Origin of the sequence: Methylobacterium sp. J-067 (assembly GCF_022829465.1) — a bacterium.
GTDB lineage: Bacteria > Pseudomonadota > Alphaproteobacteria > Rhizobiales > Beijerinckiaceae > Methylobacterium > Methylobacterium litchii.
The window spans coordinates 1-21,068 of record NZ_JAKSXZ010000013.1 but is presented as its reverse complement, the minus strand read 5'-3'; the positions used below and the strand labels follow the sequence as shown (position 1 = coordinate 21,068).

Here is a 21,068-nt window from a genome sequence, read left to right as displayed (position 1 = left end):
GCCGTCCGATTCAATGCCGAGCGCCCCCACGGAGCCGCCCCGTCTCAACGTCTCGGACTATTCTACAAAGGACCTCGGAAAGACAGAGCAATGCTTGCCGGTTTGGCAGGTTGGAGAAAACCGTTGCGCAAAAGCCGCATTTTTGCCGCGTTGCAACACATGCCTAAGACGGCCCGTTCGGCAAAATATCGTTGAACGGTCAAGCTGTTGTCCCGGTCGGAGACGGGACGAACCGGCAAGGGTGCCGCCCCCCGCCGGGGGCGGCGCGAGCCCCCGGCGGGGGGCCGGACAGGCGAATCTTTGGCTTGCATAAGCCCCGGACGACCGGGTCCGCGGTCGAATCATGCCGCTTCGGCAGGCGCTTCGCCCACTGAACCGGCAGAAACTGCCGACTCGCCTAGCCGGCGGCCTTTCGGCGGGGGGCGGGCTTCGCCGCGCGCCGTTCCAGCACCTCGCGCAGGAAGCGCCCGGTGTGGCTCGCCTTCGACGCGGCGATCTCCTCCGGCACGCCCACGGCCACGACCTTGCCGCCCCCGTCGCCGCCCTCCGGGCCCATGTCGATCACCCAATCGGCCGTCTTGATGACTTCCAGATTGTGTTCGATGACGACGACAGTATTGCCTTGATCGACGAGCTCGTGAAGCACTTCCATGAGCTTGGCGACATCATGAAAATGCAACCCAGTCGTCGGCTCGTCGAGGATATACAGCGTGCGTCCGGTGGCGCGCTTCGACAATTCCTTTGACAGCTTGACCCGCTGGGCCTCGCCGCCCGACAGGGTGGTCGCCTGCTGGCCGACGCGGACGTAATGCAGGCCGACGCGCTTCAGCGTCTCCATCTTGTCGCGGATCGAGGGCACCGCCTTGAACAGCTCCGCCGCCTCCTCGACCGTCATATCGAGCACGTCGGCGATGGACTTCTCGCGGTACTTCACCTCCAGCGTCTCGCGGTCGTAGCGCTTGCCCTTGCAGACGTCGCAGGTGACATAGACGTCCGGCAGGAAGTGCATCTCGATCTTGATGACGCCGTCGCCGGAGCAGGCTTCGCAGCGCCCGCCCTTCACGTTGAAGGAGAAGCGCCCCGGCTGGTAGCCGCGCGCCTTGGCCTCCGGAAGGCCGGCGAACCAGTCGCGGATCGGCGTAAAGGCGCCGATATAGGTGGCGGGGTTCGAGCGCGGGGTCCGCCCGATGGGCGACTGGTCGATGTCGATGACCTTGTCGAGATGCTCCAGCCCCTCGATCCGGCCGTAGGGCGCCGGGTGCTCCACCGCCCCGTTCAGCTTCTTGGCCACCGCCTTGTAGAGCGTGTCGATCACGAGGGTGGACTTGCCGCCGCCCGAGACGCCCGTCACGCAGGTGAAGGTGCCCAGCGGGACCGCGATATCCACGTCTTTGAGGTTGTTGCCGCGTGCGCCGAACACCTCGAGCGTGCCTTTGCGGCCCTTCCGCCGGGCGGTGGGCATCCGCACCGACAGCTCGCCGGTCAGGTACTTGGCGGTGAGCGAGGCGGGGTTGGCCAGCACCTCGGCGGGCGTGCCCTGGGCGATGATCTCACCGCCATGGATGCCGGCGCCGGGGCCGACATCGACCACGTAATCGGCCTGAAGGATGGCGTCCTCGTCGTGCTCCACGACGATCACCGAGTTGCCGAGGTCGCGCAGGCGCTTCAGCGTGCCGAGCAGCCGCTCGTTGTCCCGCTGGTGCAGGCCGATGGACGGCTCGTCCAGGACGTAGAGCACGCCGGTCAGGCCGGAGCCGATCTGGCTGGCGAGGCGGATGCGCTGGCTCTCACCGCCGGAGAGGGAGCCGGAGCCCCGCGCCAGGGTCAGGTATTCGAGGCCGACATCCATCAGGAAGCTCAGCCGGTCGCTGATCTCCTTGAGGATGCGGATGGCGATCTCGTTCTGCTTGGCCGTCAGCTTCTCGGGCAGGTCGGCGAACCATTGGTGCGCCTTGCTCACCGAGAGGTCCGTGACCTCGCCGATGTCGTGCATCGCCACCTTCACCGCCAGCGCCTCGGGCTTGAGGCGCTTGCCGAGACAGGCGGCACAGGGCGTCTCGCTCATGAAGCGCCCGATCTCCTCGCGCACGGCGTCGGAATCGCTCTCCTTGTAGCGGCGCTCCAGGTTCGGGATCACGCCCTCGAAGGGCTTGTTGACCGAATACCGGCGCAGGCCGTCGTCGTAATAGAAGCGGATCGACTCGCGGCCGGAGCCGTAGAGCACCACGGCGCGGTCGGTATCCCTCAGCTTGGCCCAGGGGGTACTGGTCTCGAACCCAAAATGCGCGGAGAGCGCGTCCAGGGTCTGGCCGTAATAGGGGGAGGTGGATTTCGCCCAGGGCGCCACCGTCCCGCGCTTCAGGCTGAGGGCCGGGTCGGCGATGACGAGTTCGGGGTCGATCCGCATCTCGTGGCCGATGCCGCCGCAGGTGGGGCAGGCGCCGAACGGGTTGTTGAACGAGAACAGGCGCGGCTCGATCTCGGCGATGGTGAAGCCGGAGACCGGGCAGGCGAAGCGCGACGAGAAGGTGATGGACTGCGCCTCCTCCCCCTCGGGCACGTCGGCGTAGACGATCTCGGCGATGCCGTCCGCGAGGTCGAGGGCGGTCTCGAAGGAATCGGCGAGCCGCGAGGCGATGTCGTCGCGCACCACGATCCGGTCGACCACCACGTCGATGTCGTGCTTCAGCTTCTTGTCGAGCTTCGGGGCGTCGTCGATGGCGTAGAACTCGCCGTCGATCCGCAGGCGCTGGAAGCCCTTCTTCTGGAACTCGGCGATCTCCTTGCGGTACTCGCCCTTCCGGCCCCGCACCACGGGGGCGAGCAGGTACAGGCGGGTCTTCTCCGGCAGGGTCAGCACCCGGTCGACCATCTGCTGGACGGTCTGGCTCTCGATGGGCAGGCCCGTGGCCGGCGAGTAGGGGATGCCGACCCGCGCCCAGAGCAGGCGCATGTAATCGTAGATCTCGGTGACGGTGCCCACCGTCGAGCGCGGGTTCCTCGAGGTGGTCTTCTGCTCGATGGAGATGGCCGGCGAGAGCCCGTCGATCTGATCGACATCGGGCTTCGACATCATCTCCAGGAACTGGCGGGCATAGGCCGAGAGCGATTCGACGTAGCGGCGCTGCCCCTCGGCGTAGATCGTGTCGAAGGCGAGCGACGACTTGCCGGAGCCCGAGAGGCCGGTGAACACCACCAGCCGGTCGCGGGGGATCGTCAGGTCGACGTTCTTCAGATTGTGCTCGCGGGCGCCGCGCACGGAGATGACGCGCTGGTCACGGGCCGCAGGGCCCGCCGCATCGAACAGCTTCTCCAGCTTGGCGTCGATGGACGCCTCCGCCTTGGCCGCGGCGCGCGGAGGCGCCTTCGCGGTGGCCTTCACCGCCGTCTTATCCGTCGCCTTGGCCGTCGTCTTGGCGCCGGCCTTGCCGGCGGCGGGACGGGGGCTCGCGGGTTCGGCGGCCTGCTTCTGGGCTCCGGCACGGGCTCTGGCCATGAGGGCGGCGGTCTTTCGAGGCGTCGACGCGGATGGGGAGGCGTCCGGTGAACCGGCCGCAGCACCGGCTCATGTCGATCCCCGCTGGCCGATGGCAAGGTGCGACGGTCCATTCGCGGACCCGCCCCCGCGTCAGCTTGCTAGAACGAAATGAGTACGCGGGCAACCGGCCCCGCGCAGGGCAGGTTGGCGCCGGCCTGCCTTGCGGCCAAGCGCGGGCCGCCCCAGAGGTATGGCTCCGCCACCCGATTGCCGACGCCTGCCGATGCAGATTCTCGCCGCGACCGAGCCGCGCGCCACCCGGACCCGCGACGGCGCGTGGTCCACCCGCCTCCTGTTCCTGATCGTCGGCATCGGCACCGCCGCCTGGGCGCCGCTGGTTCCGCATGTGAAGGCGCAGGCCGGCTTGAGCGAGGCGCAACTCGGCCTCCTGCTGCTCTGCCTCGGCATCGGCTCCATCGCGGCGATGCCCCTCGCGGGCGCGGCGGCGGCCCGGTTCGGCCTGCGCCCGGTGGTGCTGTTCGGCACGGGCGCGATCGCCCTGCCGCTGCCGATCCTCGCGAACGCCGATTCGGCGTGGCTGATCGCGCCCTGCCTGCTGCTGTTCGGCGCGGGGATGGGCGCGGTCGATTGCGCCATGAACCTTCAGGCCGTCGCGGTGGAGAAGGCACGGGGACGCCCGATGATGTCGGGCTTCCATGGGCTCTACAGCCTCGGCAGCCTCGTCGGGGCGCTGGCGGCGGGAGCTTTGCTCTTCGCCGGCCTCGGAATCGGCACCACGACCCTGCTCGCCGTCGCCGCCATCGCCGTGATGTTCGCGGCCTCCTGGCCCGGCATCCTGGCGCGGGCCGCCACGGCGGACGGTCCCGCCTTCGCACTCCCGCGCGGGATCGTCCTCGCCATCGGCATCCTGTGCTGCATCACCTTCCTGACGGAGGGCTCGGTGCTCGATTGGAGCGCCGTGTTCCTGTCACAGGATCGGGGCGTCGATGCCGCGCGGGCGACCCTCGGCTATGCGGCCTTCTCGGTGACGATGACGGCGGGCCGGCTCGCGGGCGATCTGATCGTCGCCCGCCTCGGGCGCCGTCGCGTCCTCGTCCTCGGCGGGCTCTGCGCCGCCGCCGGCCTCGCCCTCACGGTCCTCGTTCCGGCTTGGGAGGCGGCGCTGGCCGGCTACGCCCTGGTCGGGGCGGGCTGCGCCAACATCGTGCCGGTGCTGTTCACCGCCGCCGGACGGCAGACGGCGATGCCCCCGAGCGTCGCCGTGCCGGCCGTGACCACCTTCGGCTATGCCGGGGTGCTCGCCGGCCCGGCGCTGATCGGCTTCCTCGCCCAGGCGACGAGCCTGCCGACCGCCTTTCTGGCGGTGGCCGTGCTGCTGGTGGGCGTCGCGGGGGCGGGGCGGGTGCTGCGCCTGTAGGGCCCCCGCGCCCCGGCCTAGTCCGCGAAGCCTTCCAGGACGATCTTGCCCTTGGCCCGGCCCGACTCGATCAAGGCGTGCGCCCGCCGGAGGTTGTCCGCATCGATGCGCCCGTAATGCTCGCCCAGGGTGGTGCGCAGGCGCCCCTCGTCCACGAGCCGCGCGACTTCGTTCAGGAGCCGCCCCTGCTCGGCGATGTCGGCGGTGGCGAACATCGAGCGGGTGAACATGAACTCCCAGTGCAGGGACAGGCTCTTCCGCTTGAGGACCGAGATATCCAGGCTCTCGGGATCGTCGATCAGGGCGAAGCGCCCCTGCGGCGCGATCAGTCCGGCGATCTCGGTGAGATGCAGGTCGGTGTTGGTGGTCGAGAAGACGAGGCCCGGCGCGCCGATCCGGAGGGCTGCCACCTCGGCCGCCAGGGGCTTCCGGTGGTCCACGACGTGGTGGGCGCCGAGGTCCCAGCACCATTGCGCCGTCTCCGGCCGCGAGGCGGTGGCGATCACCGTCAGGTCGGTGAGCTGCCGGGCGAGCTGGATCGCGATGGACCCGACCCCGCCCGCCCCGCCGACGATGAGCAGGGCATGGGCCGCGCCGCGCACGGGCCTGCCGGTGTCGAGCCGGTCAAAGAGCGTTTCCCAGGCGGTGATCGCCGTCAGGGGCAGCGCGGCGGCCTGCGCCCAATCGAGGCTCGTCGGCTTGCGCCCGACGATCCGCGCATCGACGCAGTGAAACTCGGAATTGGTCCCCGGTCGGCCGAGATCGCCGGCATAGAACACCGCGTCGCCGACGGCGAACTCCGTCACCTTCGCGCCGGTGGCGACGACGGTCCCGGCGGCGTCCCATCCAAGCACCTTGGTGCCGCCGGCCTCCGGCTCGGCCCGGCGCCGGACCTTGGTGTCCACCGGGTTCACCGAAATCGCCTCGACCTTCACGAGCAGGTCGCGCGGCCCCGGCTCGGGCTGCGGGAGGTCGAGGTCGACCAGCGCCTCGTCCTGGGTGATCGGCAGGGACTTCCGGTATCCGACGGCGCGCATCGCGACCTCCTCGTATCGAGGCCCGCGTGATGCCGCCGCTCTTCCAAGCGCGCAAGTACGCACATAAAAGGCCACTAGTGTCGAAAAGGATACCGCCATGGCCCGCACCCGCCATCACAGCGGCGATTGCAGCCCCGGCTGCGCCGTCGAAGCCACCCTCCGGCTCATCGACGGCAAGTGGAAGGGCGTGATCCTCTACCACCTGCTGGAGGGGACGCTGCGCTTAAGCGAACTCCGGCGCCGGCTGACGAGCGTCACGCAGCGGATGCTCACGAATCAGCTTCGGGAAATGGAAGCCGACGGGCTGATCGCAAGACGGGTCTACGCCGAAGTCCCTCCCAAAGTGGAGTACAGCCTGACCGAGCGAGGCCGCACGCTGCAACCTGTCATTTCCGCGCTGAAAACTTGGGGAGACCTGCACACCGGGCAAGCAGATTCGACCCGATCTGCAGCTTAAACGAGCAAGTGGCCTCGATCACTATCGGGCCCCGGCAACGATAATTTTATCAACCTACGTGAGTATTGACAGCGCAAACACTACTTCTGGCTGAATCATGACCCTCCTCGCGACGCTCCATTCCCGCATCCTGGCGGTCGCGCTCGCGCCCTGCCTCGCCTTCGCGGGCGCAGCGGGCGTCTCGATCTCGGATCAGTGGACGCGCCGCGCCGACATGGTCCGGGTGGAGGACCTCGTGGGACTGTCCTCGCGGATCAGCGCCTTCGTCCACGAGGCGCAGCGGGAGCGGGGCGCCTCCAGCCTGTTCCTGGCGGCCAAGGGCGCGCAGTTCGGCCCCGAGCTGACGGCCCAGCGGGGGCGCACGGATGCGGCGCTCGCGGGCCTGAAGGAGGCCGTCGCGGCGGGGGGCTTCGCCGCCATGGGCGGCGCGGCCGCCGCCTCGGCCAAGGAGCTCGCGGACAAGCTCGACGGCCTCGCCGCGCAGCGCAAGGTGATCGACGGCCTGTCCGTCCCCGCGCCGCAGGCCGCCGCCTTCTATACGGGCATGATCGGCGCCGGGCTCGGGCTCGTGCGCGCCATGGGCGGTGCCATGGACGAGGCCTCCATCGCCGCCCGCGCCCAATCCTATGCCGCCTTCCTGATGATGAAGGAGGCCGCCGGCCAGGAGCGAGCCGCCGCCTCGGCCGTCTTCGCCTCCGGCCAGTACGACCTTCCCGCCGCCCGCCGCCTCGCGACCCTGATGGCGGATCAAGGGACCTACGCCAAGCTGTTCCGCGCCAGCGCGGCGCCCGCGCAGGCCGGCGCCCTCGATGCGGCGGAGGGGACCGCACCCGCCCGCGAGGTCGCGCGGCTGCGCGAGTCGCTGCTCGCCCTCATCCCCGGCGAGGCCCCTTCCTTCCGCGACGCGCCGGGCTGGTTCAAGCTGGCGACGCAGCGCATCGACGGCCTGAAGGGCGTCGAGGACCAGTTGACCGGCGAGCTGGTCGGGCAGGCGCGCTCCCTGCGCGCAGAGGCCGAACGGCTGCTCTGGCTCTGGATCGGCGGGGCGCTCGCCCTGCTCACGGCTTCGGTCGGCATCGCGGCGGCGCTCGGCACCGCCATCAGCCGCCCGCTCACGCGGGTGGCGAGGGCGCTCACCCTCATCGGCCGGGGCGACGCGGAGGCCGAGACGGTTGTGCTGCCGGCCGGCGGCCCGCGCGAGTTGCGGGCGATCACCGGCGCGGCGATCGCCTTCCGCGAGAGCGTCACCGAGCGCCGGGCCGCGCAGGCGGCACAGGAGCGCATGGCGCTGGACCACGCCGCCGCCCAGCGCCAGGCGGCCAAGCTCCTCGCCGACGATTTCGAGGGACAGGTCGGCAGTATCGTGGAGGCGGTCTCGGCCGCCGCGAGCCAGCTCGAATCCTCGGCGCTCGGCATGGCCAAAGCGGCCCGCGACACGACCGGCCTGAGCCGGGCGGTCGCCAGCGCCTCGCACTCGGCGGCGGGCTCGGCCGACGCGGTCGCCGCCGCGACGGAGGAACTGTCGGTGTCGGTGCACGAGATCGCCGCGCAGGTCGGCGCCTCGGCCAACCTCGCCGCCACCGCCCAGCGCGACGCGGACGGCGCGGCCGACGAGGTGCGCCGCCTCGCGGAGGCCGCCGCCAGCATCGGCGAGATCGTCGGCATGATCTCCAGCGTCGCCGCGCAGACCAACCTTCTCGCCCTCAACGCCACCATTGAGGCGGCCCGCGCGGGCGAGGCGGGGCGGGGCTTCGCCGTCGTCGCGGCGGAGGTGAAGGAACTCGCCGCCCAGACCACCCGCGCCACCGAGGACATCGCGGCCAAGGTCGGCGAGATCGCCGGGGCGACGGACGCCTCGGTGCGCTCCATCGGCGGCATCGCCACCATGGTCCGCGACCTCGCCCGGATCGGCTCCGACATCGCCGCCATGGTCGAAGAGCAGGGCGCCGCCACCGCCGAGATCGCCCGCACCACCGCGCAGACCTCGCAGGACACCCGCGCCGTCTCTGGCCATGTCGCGGGGGTCGATGAGGCCGCCGCCACGGCGAGCCACGGGTCCGATCAGGTGCTCACCGCCGCGAGAGATCTGTCCCGTCAGGCGGGGGCGCTGCGCGGAGCGGTCGCCGGCTTCCTTTCACAGGTCAGGGCCGCCTGAATCGCAGCTTCGCCACAGAGTCGTCTCATTTGCGGCGTGACGTGACAGGCCGGGGCCGCGCCATCGTGCGGCCATCGGGCAGAGGTGAGTGGGCGCCCCTGGCGAGGCGCTGAGCGAGACGTGGGGGCGTCGAGCATGAATCGGAACGCGTACGGCCAAACCGACTGCATCCCGGCCTGACGGCTGCAGCCCGCTTGGTGTTCCTTCGACGTCCGTTCTCCCTGCCGCAGGGGGCTGCCCGCGCGGTGCTGATCGCCTGGGCGGCCGGTGCCGCCAGCTTGGCCCTGCCGGAGCCCGCCCGCGCCTTCGATCTGTTCGGCCTGTTCGGCTCCGAGCCGGAGCCGCCGGCCCCGAGCCCGACCGCTCTGCCCTATGCGGCCAAGGTCACCGGCACCGACGATTCCGACGTCCTGACCGCCGTGCAGGACGCCTCCGCCCTGTACCGCCTGCGCCAGGAGGCGCCCCCGGACGGGGAGGGGCTGGTGCGCCGCGCCGAGGCGGACATCCTCAAGCTCGCCGACGTGCTCTCGGGCTACGGCTATTATCAGGGCCGGGTGGAGGTGCGCGTCGACGGCGTGCCCGTCGCCCCCGGCCGGACCGAGGCGGCGGTGCGCGCCGCCGAGGCGTGGCGCAACCGGGGCCTCGTGCCGGTGAAGGTCGCCGTCGATCTCGGGCCGCTCTACACCCTGCGCCGGATCGCTGTGCGCGACCGGGCCGGGCGTCCCTTCCCGGACGACGTGCTGCCGCCGCGCCTCACCCGCGTCGATGACGACGTGCCGGCCCGCTCCGCGACCGTGCTCGCCCGCGAGGCGGCCATCGTCGACAACTTCCGCGCGCGGGGACACCCCTTTGCCAAGGTGGTGGACCGCGATCCCGTCGTGGACGATTCCGCCCACGTCATGGACGTGACCTTCACCCTCGATCCGGGGCCGAAGGCCGGGATCGGGGCGGTGAGCGTGCGGGGCGCGGAGGGCATGGACCCGGCCACGATCCGCTCCTTCATCTACGCGGAACCGGGCGATCCGTACTCGCCGCAGGCGGTGTCGGCGATCCGCCGCTCGGTGGCGCGGCTCGAAGGCATCGGCGCCGTGCGGGTGCGCGAGGGGACCGAACTCGACGCGGACGGCAACCTGCCGCTCTTCGTGGAAGTCAGCGAGCGCGAGAAGAACCTGATCGGCGTCTCGGCGCGCTACTCGACGGTCGACGGGCCGGGGGTGCGGGCCTACTACGCCAACCGCAACCTGTTCGGCGGCGGCGAGACCTTCCGCCTCGACGCTGATCTCTACTATCTCGGCCTCGGCTACGACCCGTTCGCGCAGCAGCGCAAGCAGGCGGGCATCGGCACCAACGGCCTCGGCGGGCGCCTCTCGGCGACCTACGTGCAGCCCGCCCTCTGGGGAACCCGCAACGACTTCCTGGCGAACGCCTTCGTCACCCGCGAGGTGCAGCAGAGCTACCTCGTGGACGGCGGCGGCGTCTCCGGCGCGATCCGGCACCGGTTCTCGGACACGTTCTCGGCGCAGATCGGCCTCGACGCGCAGGCGGGCCGCTCGCAGGACGCGCTGGGCACGGTGAACTACCGGCTGATCGGCGTGCCGGCCTCCGTCACCTACGATTCCACCGACAGCCTCCTCGACCCAACCCGGGGCTTCCGAGCCATCGCGTCGCTCGCCGCCTATCCCGGCGGCCTCTCGGATCCCGGCATCCTCGTCGCGAAGGCGCAGGGCTCGACCTATTATTCGCTCGACGACGAATCCCGCTTCATCCTCGCGGGCCGCGTCGGCTTCGGCTCGGTCTCGGGGGCGAAGCTCGGAGAGATCCCGGACAATTTCCGCTTCTTCGCGGGCGGCGGCGGCTCGGTGCGCGGCTACCCCTACCGGACGCTCGGCCCCATCGGCCCGTTCAACCTGCCCATCGGCGGGCGCAGCCTGCTCGAAGCCTCCATCGAGGCGCGGATCAAGGTGACGGACTCGATCGGCGTGGTGCCGTTCTTCGACGCGGGCACGGCCTTCGCCTCGTCCCTGCCGAACTTCGATGAGACCATCCGCAAGTCGGTCGGCATCGGCCTGCGCTACTATACCGGCATCGGCCCGATCCGCGCCGACCTCGCCTTCCCCCTCGACGCCTACAAGGGCGGCCATGTCCGCCCCGCCGTCCTGTATCTCAGCCTCGGGCAGGCGTTCTGATGGTCTTCTTCACGCACAAGACCGGGGCGGCCCTGCTCGCCGCGCTCCTCTGCCTCGTCACCCTCGCGCCGCTCGCGCCCCGCGCGGAGGACGGCGACAAGTCGGTCCTCGGCGGGCTCCTGTCGAAGGCGCTCTCCACCCCCGCCTCCCGCGTCACCATCGGTGCCGTGGACGGGGCCCTCTCCTCGGACGCGACCATCCGCGACGTAGCGGTGAGCGACCGCGCGGGCGTCTGGCTGAAGCTCGACAAGGCGCGCATCTCCTGGCGGCGCCTCGCCCTGCTCTCGGGACGTCTGGAAGTCGACACCCTGGAGGTCGGCCGGCTGGAGGTGCTGCGACGCCCGCTGCCCGGCCCGACGCCGGAGGAGGCCAAGCCCGACGGCAAATTGCTGCCGGACCTGCCGGTGAAGGTCGAGATCAAGGGCTTCAAACTCGCGGAACTGGTGCTCGGCGAGGAGATCGCCGGCCAGCCGGCCCGGCTCTCGGCTCAGGGCAGCGCGAAGCTCGGCGCGGCGAGCGAGGGGCTCGACCTGCGCGCCGAGGCCAAGCGCCTCGACGCGGCCGGGTTCTTCGGCCTGACCCTCGCCTACGTCCCGAAGAGCGACAAGCTCGAACTGAAGGCCAACCTGCTAGAGGAGGCGGGCGGCCTGCTCTCCAAGGCTGCCTCGATCCCCGGCGCGCCGCCCATCGCCTTCGACCTCGACGGCAAGGGCACCCTCGACGCCTGGAACGCCACCCTCGACTTCACCGCCGGCCCGCAGATCGGCGCCAAGGGCGGCGCGAAGATCTCGCGCATCGGCGCCGAGCGGCGGCTTTCCCTCGATCTCACCGCGCGCATCGAGGGTCTGGTGCCGGGCCCGGCCGCGTCGGTCTTCGCCGGCACGACCAAGCTCGACGGCGGACTCTCCTTTGCCGATAGCGGCGCCTTCCGCATCGACCGGCTGGACCTCGCCTCCCGCACCGCGCGTCTGTCGGCCTCCGGGGGCATCACCGCCGACCGGATCGCCGACCTGACCCTTCAGGCCCGCGCCCTGCCGACCGAGGGCGAGGTGACGAAGGCGGGCGAGTCCGAGATCGCCAAGCTCGTCTTCGACGGCAGCCTCAAGGGTCCACTCACCACCCCGACCGTGCGCGGCAAGCTCGACGCCGCCGGCATCCGCAGCCGCGATTCCGACCTCGACAAGGTGGCCGCGACCCTCTCCGTCGAGCCGGAGGGCGACCCGAAGGCCGGGCGCTTCGCCATCATGGCCGATGGCGATGCCGAGGGCTTGCGCCTCGCCGACCCGGCGCTGCGCCGCGCCATCGGCTCGGCGGCGAAGCTCACCCTGCGCGCCAGCGCCGGCCCGGATGGGGTGATCGACGTGTCGCGCCTGTCCGCCATCTCCGACACCGCCCAGGCCTCCTATGTCGGGCGGCTCGGCCAGAACGTGCTGGCCGGGACGCTCCAGGCCTCGCTCCCCGACCTCGCCGCCTTCTCCGGCCTCGCCGGGCGGGGCCTCGCGGGGAGCGTCGAGGCCAAGGCGCGGCTCTCGGGCGATCCGGCCCGCAAGGCGCTCGCCGCCGACCTCACCGTCACCGGCTCCAGCCTCGCCACCGGCAGCGGCCCGGCCGACCGCCTCCTCGGCCGGGGGCCGACCCTCACCGGCCGGGTCTCGCGGACCTATGACGGCTACGGCTTCGATCATCTGCGCCTCGAAGGCGCGGGCCTGCTGGCCACGCTCCAGGGACAGGCGACGGCCGCCGCCGCGGATGTGGCCGCCCGCGTCGACCTGAAGAGCCTTACCGACCTCGATGCGCGCTTCACCGGCCGCGCCGCCCTCGACGCGCGGCTGACCGGCTCCCTGGAAAAGCCCGACCTCGCCGCGACGCTCACCGCCCCCTCGGCCAGCGCCGACGGGCGACCGATCCGCAACCTCACCGTCGAGGCGGCTTTGCGCGACGCGACCGGCGCGGCGGACGGCACCGTGAAACTCTCCGGCGACGTGGGCGGCAAGCCACTCTCCGGCGGGGCGCATGTCGCCCGTGCCACGCTGCCGGCCGGGACCGATTGGGTGCTGGACCGGCTCGCCCTCACCCTCGGCTCAGTGGCGATCGAGGGCAACGCGGCGCTGGCCGAGGCGACGCAGCTCGCCGCCGGCACCCTCGCCGTGCGGGCGGGGAACCTCGACGACCTCTCGCCGCTCAGCCCCGAACCCCTCGCCGGGCGCCTCGACGCCACCGTCACCCTCACCCGCGACGGCGGACGCCAGGGCGCGGCGATCCGCGCGACCGGCGCGAACCTCCGCTACGGCGACACGGCGCTGTCGCGGCTCGACGCCGACCTGCGCGGCGCCGACATCCGCGCCCGGCCGGTCCTGGACGGGCATCTCGACGCCGACCGGATCGTGGCCGCCGGCCAGATCGTCGACACCCTGCGCCTCGCCGCCACCGGCACCGCGAGCGCCAGCGACGTGGTGCTCACCGCCCGCGCGCGCGGCTTCGCCCTCGACGGCGCCGCCCGGCTGATCCCCGCCGAGGCGACGCGGATCGAGATCGCCCGGCTCTCGGCCGCGCGCGGCGCCGACCGCTTCGCCCTGACGGGTCCGGCCACGATCACCCTCACTGACGGCGGGGCGGTGATCGATGGGCTCTCCATCGCCGCCGGCTCGGGCCGGGTGCAGGTCTCCGGCCGGGCCGGGCAGACCCTCGACCTGAAGGTCGCGATCCGCGCGCTGCCCCTTTCCCTCGCCCGGATCGCCTCGCCCGACCTCGCCCTGTCGGGCACCCTCGACGGCGAGGCGGACGTGCACGGGTCGGCGAGCCGGCCGGAGGGGCGATACGCCCTCAAGGTCGCGCGCCTCGTCGCGCCGCAGACCCGCAGCGCCGGCCTGCCGCCCATCGAGGCCGAGGCGAAGGGCACACTCTCGGGCGGACAGGCCAGCCTCGACGGGCGCGTGAGCGCCGGGCGCGGCATGGCGCTGACGCTCTCCGGCTCGCTCCCCATCGAGCCCGGCGGCCCGCTCAACCTGCGCGGCAAGGGCAATCTCGATGCGGCGCTGGCGAATTCCGTGCTGAGCGCCACAGGCCAGAGCGTCGGCGGCAGAATCGCCATCGACGGCGGCGTCACCGGTACCCTCGCCGCGCCCCGCGCCGAGGGCAGCGCCACCCTGTCGGGCGGCAGCTTCAGCGATCCTCTGAACGGCATCCGCTTCACCGCCATCGAGGGGCGCGTGACCGGGCGGGGCGACAGCCTCGTTGTGGAACGCCTCACCGCCTCGACCCGCAACGGCGGGCGGGTTGCCGCCTCGGGCAAGGTCAGCCTTGACCCGGCCGGCGGCTTCCCCGGCGCCTTCCGGCTCACCGCCGAGCGGGCGGAACTGGTCTCGAGTTCGCTGATGACGGCGGTCGCCGGGCTCGACCTGTCGCTCTCCGGCCCGCTCGCCCACACGCCGAAGATCACCGGCCGGGTGGACGTCGCCTCCATCGACGTCGCGGTGCCCGACCGGCTGCCCGCCACGGCCCGGCCGCTGCCCGGCGTGCGCCACGTCAACACCCCGCCGGAACTGCGCGCCCGCCTCGCCAAGCGCGCCGAGGCGAAGGCCGTCCGGGGTCGGGGACGCGGCAAGGCGGCGGCGCCCTTCGACGCCACCCTCGACGTCTCGGTCGATGCGCCGAGCCATATCTTCGTGCGCGGCCGGGGCATCGACGCCGAACTCGGCGGATCGCTGCGGGTGACGGGCTCCTCGCGCGATCCTCGCGCCAACGGCGAATTCTCCATGCGCCGGGGCCGGTTCGACCTCGTGGGCCAGCGCCTCGATTTCGACCGGGGGCGCATCACCTTCGCCGGAAGCCTGACGACCCCCGATCTCGACTTCTCCGCCCAGACCAAGGCCGGCGACGTCACCGCCCGTGTCGCCGTCTCCGGCCCAGCCGACGCGCCGCAATTCGCCCTGACCTCCGACCCGTCCCTGCCGCAGGACGAGATCCTGTCGCGCCTGCTGTTCAAGAAGGCGGCGGGCGGGCTCTCGCCCTTCCAGGCGCTGCAACTCGCCCAGGCCGTGGCCCAGCTCTCCGGCGGCGCGGGCGGGCCCGACGTGTTCGAGCAGGCGCGCAAGGGCCTCGGCCTCGACAGCCTCGACGTCTCGACCGGGGCGAGCGGCGGCCCGGCGCTCGGCGCCTCGCGCTACATCTCCGACCGGGTGAGCATCGGCGTGAAGGCCGGCGCCAAGCCCGCCGACACCGCCGTGGGCGTCGATGTCGACGTGACCCGGCGGATCAAGCTCAAGGGCGAGGCGGGCAGCGACGGGCGCACCAGCCTCGGGGTCGGCGCGGAATACGAATGGTAGCCCTTCCCCCGGCGATTTGCGGGCGCCGGGATCGACTTGGCCGGCTCATGGTCTAGTCTTCCCCCAGCCGGACGACCGCAGCGAGACCGATGGACGACCTCTACGAGAACGACGACAACCCTCCGGTGCCGGAGGGCGGCTTCCTGCGGAAGCTGCCGATCATCAACCGGCGCGGCCTGCATGCGCGGGCCTCCGCAAAATTCGTGCAGACGGTCGAGCGGTACGATGCCACCGTCACCGTCACCCGCGCGGGCGAGACCGTGGGCGGGCGCTCGATCATGGGGCTGCTGACGCTAGGCGCGGCCATGGGCACGCGCATCGCCGTCACCGCCGTGGGCGAGGACGCGCAGGCGTGCCTCGACGCCATCGAGGCGCTCCTCGCCAACCGGTTCGGCGAGGACGAGTAGCGCCGCTCAGGCCGTCTTCTCCGGCCACGTACACAGGTCGGCGACGGGGCAGCGCGGGCAGGCGGGCTTGCGCGCCGTGCAGGTGTCGCGTCCGTGCCGGAACAGCCAGACGTGGGCGCCGTCCTTGTAGGCGTCGGGCACCAGGGCGGCGAGGCCGTCCGCCACCGCATCGACGGTGCGCCCCGGCGCCAGGGGGATGCGGTTCGAGACCCGGAAGACATGGGTGTCGACGGCGATCACTGTCTCACCGAAGGCGAAGTTGGCCGTGACCTCGGCCGATTTCCGGCCGATCCCCGGCAGGCGCTGCAGCTCGGCGGCTGTGCGGGGCACCTGCCCGCCGAACTCGCTGGCCAGCGCCGCGCAGAGCTTCAGGATCGCCCGCGTCTTCGACGGGCCGAGGCCGACCGGGCGGACGATCGTCAGGATCGCGTCCTCACCCAGTGCCAGCAGAGCCTCCGGCGTGCCGGCCTTCGCGAACAGCGCGTCCGAGACGCGGGCGACGGTCGGGCCGGTGGATTGCGCCGAGAGCAGCACGCTCACCAGCAGGCGGAACGGGTCCTCGACCGCGAGACCGGCCTTCGGGTCGGGATCGGCCTGCGCCAAGCGGGCCATCACCGCCTCGACCCGCCCGGCCTCGCCGACCGGAATCGTGTCACGGGATCGCGGGGCGCGGCTCCGCTTCAGGCCATGAATGATGTCGCTTGCCATGGGGCGGAGGTAGGGCGCCCCGGCGCGGGCCGCTCAGGCTGCGACGTCGGGGCTCCAGCCCTCGGGGCGCACGCCGAGGAAGGCGCCATCCGGAATCGGCCGGCGGGTGGGCGCGTTCGCCGTGGGACGCTCCGGCGAGGTCGCGTCCCGCAGGGCGGCGAGACGGCGCCGCAGGACCGCGCCGACCGCTTCCAGCCGCGCTCGGCCGGGCTTGGCGCGGGGGGCCAGCTCGCCGAGGCCGCCCTGGATCACGGTGAAACGTCGCGCCATCGTCTGTCCCGCCCCGAAGCGTTCCGTCCCGGTTCGGGACGAGCCGGCGCCTGCGCGGCGCCTCTTGCCCCGCGCGGTTCAAGGATGGTGCCGCGCTCAGAAGCCGGGGATGGCGAGGGGGTTGTCGGTCAGGGCGGCGGCGTCGGGGGCATCAAGGCGGGGCCGCCCGAGGAAGGCGTCCCACAGGCGCTGGACGAAGGCCGGGTCGAGATCGGCGAGGATCAGGACGAGGCGCGAGGTCCGGTCGGGATCGGGCCAGGCGGGCAGGGTCACGGGGGCGTGGACCACGTGCTGCACCCCATGCACGACAAGGGGCCGCTCGGGATCGTCGGCCAGGGCGACGAGGCCCTTCATCCGCAGGATCTTCGGCCCGTGGCCCGAGCGCAGCAGGTCGAGGAACATCTCGAAGGCCGGGCGCGGTATCGGCTTCTCGCTCGTCAGGCAGATCGCGCGGATCGCGGCGTCGTGCCGGTTCACGTCGAGGCCGGCTTCCAGCTCCTCGTCGAGGGCCGCGGCGCCGAGCCACGCCTTCACGTCCTCACCCTTGCCGTCGAGTCCGAACAGGCCGCCGAGCAGGTCGTCGGGGGGCGTGTCGGCCGGCAGGACCGGCGCAGCCGGGTTGAGCGCGGCGAGCCGGGCGCGCAGCTCCGCCGTATCGGGGGCGAGGTCTTCCTTGGTGAGGACCAGCCGGTCGGCCACCGCCGCCTGCCGCATGGCCTCGGGATGGGCGTCGAGGGTCGCCGCGCCGTGGACGGCATCCACCACCGTCACCACCGCCTGGAGCCGGTACCGCATCACCAAGTACGGATGGTAGATCAGCGCGTGCAGGATCGGGGCGGGGTCGGCGAGGCCGGTCGTCTCGATCACCACCCGGCGGAACGGCGTGATGCGGCCGTTGTCGCGCTGACGCAGAAGGTCTTCCAGGGTGGCGATCAGGTCGCCGCGCACGGTGCAGCACAAGCAGCCCGCGCCGAGGAGCACCATGTCCTCGTCCACCGTCTCGATGAGCAGGTGGTCGAGTCCGATCTCCCCGAACTCGTTGACGATCACCACGGTGTCGGCGAGCGAGGGATCGCCGAGCCAGCGGTTCAGCAGGGTCGTCTTCCCCGCCCCGAGGAAGCCCGTGAGCACCGTGAGCGGGATCGGCTCGGGGCGCCGGGGATCGGGCGGCGGCGGGACGGGAAGCGACATGACGAGGAGGCTGTTAGCCTACCTGTCGTCTTTAGCGGAAGCCTTCTTGGCGGGCTTGCCGGCCGGCTTGGCGGCGGGCTTGGCCGCGACAGACTTATGAGCGGCCGGCTTGGCGGCGCCCTTCGCCTTCACCAGACCCTTGCCGGGCTTGGCTTCCGGCATCCCCGCCGTCTCCGAGGCGGTGTAGGCGCTCGCCGCATGCGGCAGCGACGCCCCGGCCGCCGTCTTGCTGGCGGCCTTCGCGGCGCGGGCCTGGGCGGCGGCCTCCTTCACAGCCTGACGCTTGGCGAGCGCCGCCTCGCGCTTGGCCTTGACGGCTTCGAGCCGCGCGGCGCGGACATTCGCGGCGGCGGCCTGGGCCTCGGCGGCCTGCTGGGCGAGGATCTGCTGGCCCTCGGCCGGATCGCGGCCGATCCAGACGGCGACGGGCTGCAGGGGTGCGCGCGGCGGCAGGGTGCGGGCGCGCATGGCGGGGCTGGAGAAGGCCGCCAGCGCCAGGGACGGCGAGGAGGCCGCCGAACCGCCGACGAGCTGGGCGGCGGTGGTGGCGCCGGGGGAGGCCGTCACCGCGCCGGGGCCTTCGTCGATCGCCGGCACCTTCTTGCCGCCGCAGACATAGGGGCGCATGTCCGGCGGGGCGCCGACCCCCGAAGCCGGCAGGGCGTCGAGCCCCGGCCCACCGCTGCCGTCGCGGGCGAAGCCGTAATCGAACAGGTCGGCGGTCTTCACGTCGCGCTCGCGGGCGCTCGGCTGGCCCATGACGATGGCGACGATGCGCCGTCCGCCCCGCGTCGCGGTGGCCACCACGTTGAAGCCGCCGGAGCAGATGAAGCCGGTCTTCATCCCGTCCGTGCCGGGATAGCGGCCGAGCAGGCCGTTATGGTTCGGGATCACCGCCCCGCCGAACTGGATCGCCGAGATCGAGAACAGGTCGTGGTCGTCGGGGAAGTCGCGGATCAGGGCGCGGGCCAGCACCGCCATGTCGCGGGCCGAGGTCCATTGGCGCGGATCGGGCAGGCCGTTCGGATTGGTCCAGCGGCTGTCCTGCATCCCGATCCGGTGGGCGGTGTCGTTCATCATCGAGGCGAAGCCGTCGACCGTGCCGCCGAGGCTCTCGCCGATGGCGTAGGCCACGTCGTTGGCCGACTTCACCATGATGATCTTGAGGGCGTTGCCGAGGGTCAGCTGCGTGCCCGGCTTGAAGCCCATCTTCGAGGGCGGCTCGGCCGCCGCGTTCGGCGAGATGGTGATCAGCGTGTCCATCGAGGCCCGCCCCTGGCGGACGAGATCGAGGGCCACGTAGGTCGTCATCAGCTTGGTGATCGAGGCGGGATACCAGGGATCGGTCGGCGCCTGCGAGTAGATCACCCGGCCGGAATCGACATCCGCCAGAAGGATCGGCACCGTCACGGCACTCGCCGCCCCACCGAGACCCGCGAAAAGGGCGGCGGCGCCGGCGGCGCGGGCCAGGAGACGGCCAATTGTGTGATTGAGCATCGGACCTGTCTCGTCGTGAGCCGGCCTTGGCCGCTCACACCGGAGGAAAACGCGCGTCGAACATGCCTTCAACGCACGCTCCATGGCGATACGATGGCGGCGGACTCCCCTGTGTGAACCGGGGAAGGTCGAAGCGGGCGGGGGCTGAAGGAAACGCTGCCGCGCGGGGTGCGGGGTTGCGCGCGCCCGTCGCCGTGGCGCAACACGGATCTGGCGCCGGATCGGTGCCTGTCAAACATTCGGCAGTCAGCAGGGTTCGAGGACAAAGGGTGTCTTACGCGGTCAAGGAAATCTTCCACACCCTGCAGGGGGAGGGCGCCCAGGCCGGGCGCGCCTCGGTCTTCTGCCGGTTCAGTGGATGCAATCTCTGGTCGGGGCGCGAAGAGGACCGCGCCGCCGCCGCCTGCCGCTTCTGCGACACGGATTTCGTCGGCATGGACGGGGAGGGCGGTGGCCGCTTCCCCGATGCGACGGCGCTCGCCGCCGCCATTGCCGCGACGTGGGAGGGCGGGCCGCACAACCGCTACGTGGTGTTCACGGGCGGCGAGCCCCTGCTCCAGCTCGATGCCGCCCTGATCGCGGCGGTCCACGGCCAAGGGTTCGAGATTGCCATCGAGACCAACGGCACCCTGCCCGCCCCGGCGGGGATCGACTGGATCTGCGTCAGCCCCAAGGGCGGGAACGCCCTCGCCCAGGCCGGGGGCGACGAATTGAAGCTGGTCTTTCCCCAGGCCGATGCCCGGCCGGAAACCTTCGCGGATCTGCCGTTCCGGCACCGGTTCCTGCAGCCGATGGACGGGCCGGACGCCGCCGCGAACACGCAAGCGGCCATCGCCTATTGCCGGGCCGACGCGCGCTGGCGCCTCTCCCTTCAAACCCACAAGATGATCGGGATCCCCTGACACCCGTCTTCGCCCGCGGCTTGACACGGGCGGACAACGGGCGGCATCGCCCGCCCGGGACGACATCTCCCTTGCCGAGGCTCCTTATGGACGTGATCGACACGCATATTCCGGCGGTGAAGCGCATCGTCCCGAAGCGGTTCGGCGACGCGCGCGGCTGGTTCTCGGAGACGTTCCGGGCGGATGCCCTGGAGCGCGCCGGCATCGCGGTCTCGTTCGTGCAGGACAACCAGTCCTTCTCCGCGCCAAAAGGCACGGTGCGCGGGCTGCATTTCCAGATCCCGCCCCAGCCCCAGGTCAAACTGGTCCGCGTGCTGTCGGGGGCGATCCTCGACGTCGCCGTCGACATCCGGCCGGATTCGCCGACCTACCGGCAGTACGTCGCGGTGCGCCTGGACGCCGAGGGCGGGGAGCAATTGTACATCCCGCACGGCTTCGCGCATGGGTTTTGCACCCTCACGCCGGACGTGATGGTCGCCTACAAGGTGGATTCCTACTATAGCCCGGCCCATGACCGGGGCATCCGGTGGAACGATCCCGAGATCGGGATCGACTGGCCGGTCGGCGAGGCCGAGGCGGTGCTCTCGGACAAGGACCGGAAGGCCCCCACCCTCGGCGAGGCCGGCAAGCTCTTCTGACGGTCGGCGCCGTTTTGCCATACAGCGTGGATCGGGTCCGGCGCGGCTTCGATCCGAGGGGGAATATTCGATGCGGATCCTCGTCACCGGCGGCTGCGGCTTCATCGGGTCCGCCCTCGTCCTGCATCTCGTGCAGGATCTCGGGCACGAGGTCGTCACCCTCGACGCCCTGACCTATGCCGCCAACCCGATCTCCCTGAAGCCCCTGGAGAGCAGCGGGCGCCACCGGCTCGTGGAGGCCGACATCTGCGACCGCGACGCGGTGCGGGCCGCCTTCGCGGACTTCCAGCCGCAGGCGGTGATGCATCTGGCCGCCGAGAGCCATGTCGACCGCTCGATCACCGATCCCGGCGCCTTCGTGCGCACCAACGTCATCGGC

Annotated in this window: 15 protein-coding genes; 9 read left to right on the top strand and 6 right to left on the bottom strand. The window is 71.8% G+C overall.

The window, feature by feature from the left end; genetic code table 11:
- Positions 1 to 397: 397 nt before the first annotated feature.
- Complete coding sequence (gene uvrA / locus MKK52_RS00270) at positions 398 to 3,496, bottom strand: excinuclease ABC subunit UvrA (protein WP_243951746.1); 3,099 nt, start codon at positions 3,494 to 3,496, stop codon at positions 398 to 400.
- Positions 3,497 to 3,761: 265 nt separating this feature from the next.
- Between uvrA and MKK52_RS00265 the strand changes: the two genes are divergently transcribed.
- Positions 3,762 to 4,916 (top strand): MFS transporter, encoded by a 1,155-nt coding sequence (locus tag MKK52_RS00265; protein ID WP_243951745.1) that lies wholly within the window; start codon positions 3,762 to 3,764, stop codon positions 4,914 to 4,916.
- Between the two features lie 17 nt (positions 4,917 to 4,933).
- Here MKK52_RS00265 and MKK52_RS00260 read toward each other — a convergent pair whose 3' ends face one another.
- A complete protein-coding gene (locus MKK52_RS00260) occupies positions 4,934 to 5,953 on the bottom strand; it encodes a zinc-binding alcohol dehydrogenase family protein (protein WP_243951744.1) in 1,020 nt (339 codons plus the stop codon).
- Positions 5,954 to 6,050: 97 nt separating this feature from the next.
- On the opposite strand from MKK52_RS00260, the gene MKK52_RS00255 reads away from it, so the two are divergent.
- From MKK52_RS00255 to MKK52_RS00235, 5 genes are all read left to right on the top strand, one after another.
- A complete protein-coding gene (locus tag MKK52_RS00255; RefSeq protein ID WP_243951743.1) occupies positions 6,051 to 6,410 on the top strand; it encodes a winged helix-turn-helix transcriptional regulator in 360 nt (119 codons plus the stop codon).
- A 97-nt stretch (positions 6,411 to 6,507) separates the two neighbouring features.
- Positions 6,508 to 8,565: a methyl-accepting chemotaxis protein gene (locus MKK52_RS00250; protein ID WP_243951742.1), complete on the top strand. Its 2,058-nt coding sequence runs from the start codon at positions 6,508 to 6,510 to the stop codon at positions 8,563 to 8,565.
- A 245-nt stretch (positions 8,566 to 8,810) separates the two neighbouring features.
- Entirely contained in the window at positions 8,811 to 10,751 is a 1,941-nt protein-coding gene (locus tag MKK52_RS00245; RefSeq protein ID WP_243951759.1) for an autotransporter assembly complex protein TamA, read from the top strand.
- Positions 10,751 to 15,076, top strand: coding sequence for a translocation/assembly module TamB domain-containing protein (locus tag MKK52_RS00240; protein ID WP_243951741.1), 4,326 nt, complete (start codon positions 10,751 to 10,753; stop codon positions 15,074 to 15,076). The genes MKK52_RS00245 and MKK52_RS00240 overlap by 1 nt, the downstream gene beginning before the upstream one ends.
- Before the next feature lie 89 nt (positions 15,077 to 15,165).
- Positions 15,166 to 15,483 carry an HPr family phosphocarrier protein gene (locus MKK52_RS00235; protein WP_243951740.1) on the top strand — a complete coding sequence of 106 codons (318 nt, stop codon included), beginning with the start codon at positions 15,166 to 15,168 and terminating at the stop codon, positions 15,481 to 15,483.
- A gap of 6 nt (positions 15,484 to 15,489) precedes the next feature.
- On the opposite strand, the gene nth is transcribed toward MKK52_RS00235, so the two are convergent.
- The 4 genes from nth to MKK52_RS00215 all read right to left on the bottom strand — a co-directional run bounded on the left by nth (position 15,490) and on the right by MKK52_RS00215 (position 19,149).
- Positions 15,490 to 16,191 carry an endonuclease III domain-containing protein gene (gene nth / locus MKK52_RS00230; protein WP_243951739.1) on the bottom strand — a complete coding sequence of 234 codons (702 nt, stop codon included), beginning with the start codon at positions 16,189 to 16,191 and terminating at the stop codon, positions 15,490 to 15,492.
- A 33-nt stretch (positions 16,192 to 16,224) separates the two neighbouring features.
- The gene (locus MKK52_RS00225; protein WP_243951738.1) at positions 16,225 to 16,461 is read right to left on the bottom strand and encodes a hypothetical protein; all 237 of its coding nucleotides are present in this window, start codon (positions 16,459 to 16,461) and stop codon (positions 16,225 to 16,227) included.
- A 96-nt stretch (positions 16,462 to 16,557) separates the two neighbouring features.
- Entirely contained in the window at positions 16,558 to 17,652 is a 1,095-nt protein-coding gene (locus MKK52_RS00220; protein ID WP_243951737.1) for a CobW family GTP-binding protein, read from the bottom strand.
- Between the two features lie 18 nt (positions 17,653 to 17,670).
- Positions 17,671 to 19,149, bottom strand: coding sequence for a D-alanyl-D-alanine carboxypeptidase family protein (locus tag MKK52_RS00215; RefSeq protein ID WP_243951736.1), 1,479 nt, complete (start codon positions 19,147 to 19,149; stop codon positions 17,671 to 17,673).
- 269 nt (positions 19,150 to 19,418) lie between these two features.
- Between MKK52_RS00215 and queE the strand changes: the two genes are divergently transcribed.
- From queE to MKK52_RS00200, 3 genes are all read left to right on the top strand, one after another.
- On the top strand, positions 19,419 to 20,051 hold the full coding sequence (queE, locus tag MKK52_RS00210) for a 7-carboxy-7-deazaguanine synthase (RefSeq protein ID WP_243951735.1): 633 nt from the start codon (positions 19,419 to 19,421) through the stop codon (positions 20,049 to 20,051).
- A gap of 86 nt (positions 20,052 to 20,137) precedes the next feature.
- A complete protein-coding gene (gene rfbC / locus MKK52_RS00205; protein WP_243951758.1) occupies positions 20,138 to 20,689 on the top strand; it encodes a dTDP-4-dehydrorhamnose 3,5-epimerase in 552 nt (183 codons plus the stop codon).
- Between the two features lie 70 nt (positions 20,690 to 20,759).
- On the top strand, positions 20,760 to 21,068 hold a 309-nt coding region (locus tag MKK52_RS00200), incomplete at its 3' end, for an NAD-dependent epimerase/dehydratase family protein (protein WP_243951706.1).

Bases quoted from the DNA above. Each gene is read 5' to 3' on its own strand.
- uvrA (WP_243951746.1), bottom strand. From the start codon at position 3,496: ATGGCCAGAGCCCGTGCCGGAGCCCAGAAGCAGGCCGCCGAACCCGCG.
- MKK52_RS00265 (WP_243951745.1), top strand. From the start codon at position 3,762: ATGCAGATTCTCGCCGCGACCGAGCCGCGCGCCACCCGGACCCGCGAC.
- MKK52_RS00260 (WP_243951744.1), bottom strand. From the start codon at position 5,953: ATGCGCGCCGTCGGATACCGGAAGTCCCTGCCGATCACCCAGGACGAG.
- MKK52_RS00255 (WP_243951743.1), top strand. From the start codon at position 6,051: ATGGCCCGCACCCGCCATCACAGCGGCGATTGCAGCCCCGGCTGCGCC.
- MKK52_RS00250 (WP_243951742.1), top strand. From the start codon at position 6,508: ATGACCCTCCTCGCGACGCTCCATTCCCGCATCCTGGCGGTCGCGCTC.
- MKK52_RS00240 (WP_243951741.1), top strand. From the start codon at position 10,751: ATGGTCTTCTTCACGCACAAGACCGGGGCGGCCCTGCTCGCCGCGCTC.
- MKK52_RS00235 (WP_243951740.1), top strand. From the start codon at position 15,166: ATGGACGACCTCTACGAGAACGACGACAACCCTCCGGTGCCGGAGGGC.
- nth (WP_243951739.1), bottom strand. From the start codon at position 16,191: ATGGCAAGCGACATCATTCATGGCCTGAAGCGGAGCCGCGCCCCGCGA.
- MKK52_RS00225 (WP_243951738.1), bottom strand. From the start codon at position 16,461: ATGGCGCGACGTTTCACCGTGATCCAGGGCGGCCTCGGCGAGCTGGCC.
- MKK52_RS00220 (WP_243951737.1), bottom strand. From the start codon at position 17,652: ATGTCGCTTCCCGTCCCGCCGCCGCCCGATCCCCGGCGCCCCGAGCCG.
- MKK52_RS00215 (WP_243951736.1), bottom strand. From the start codon at position 19,149: ATGCTCAATCACACAATTGGCCGTCTCCTGGCCCGCGCCGCCGGCGCC.
- rfbC (WP_243951758.1), top strand. From the start codon at position 20,138: ATGGACGTGATCGACACGCATATTCCGGCGGTGAAGCGCATCGTCCCG.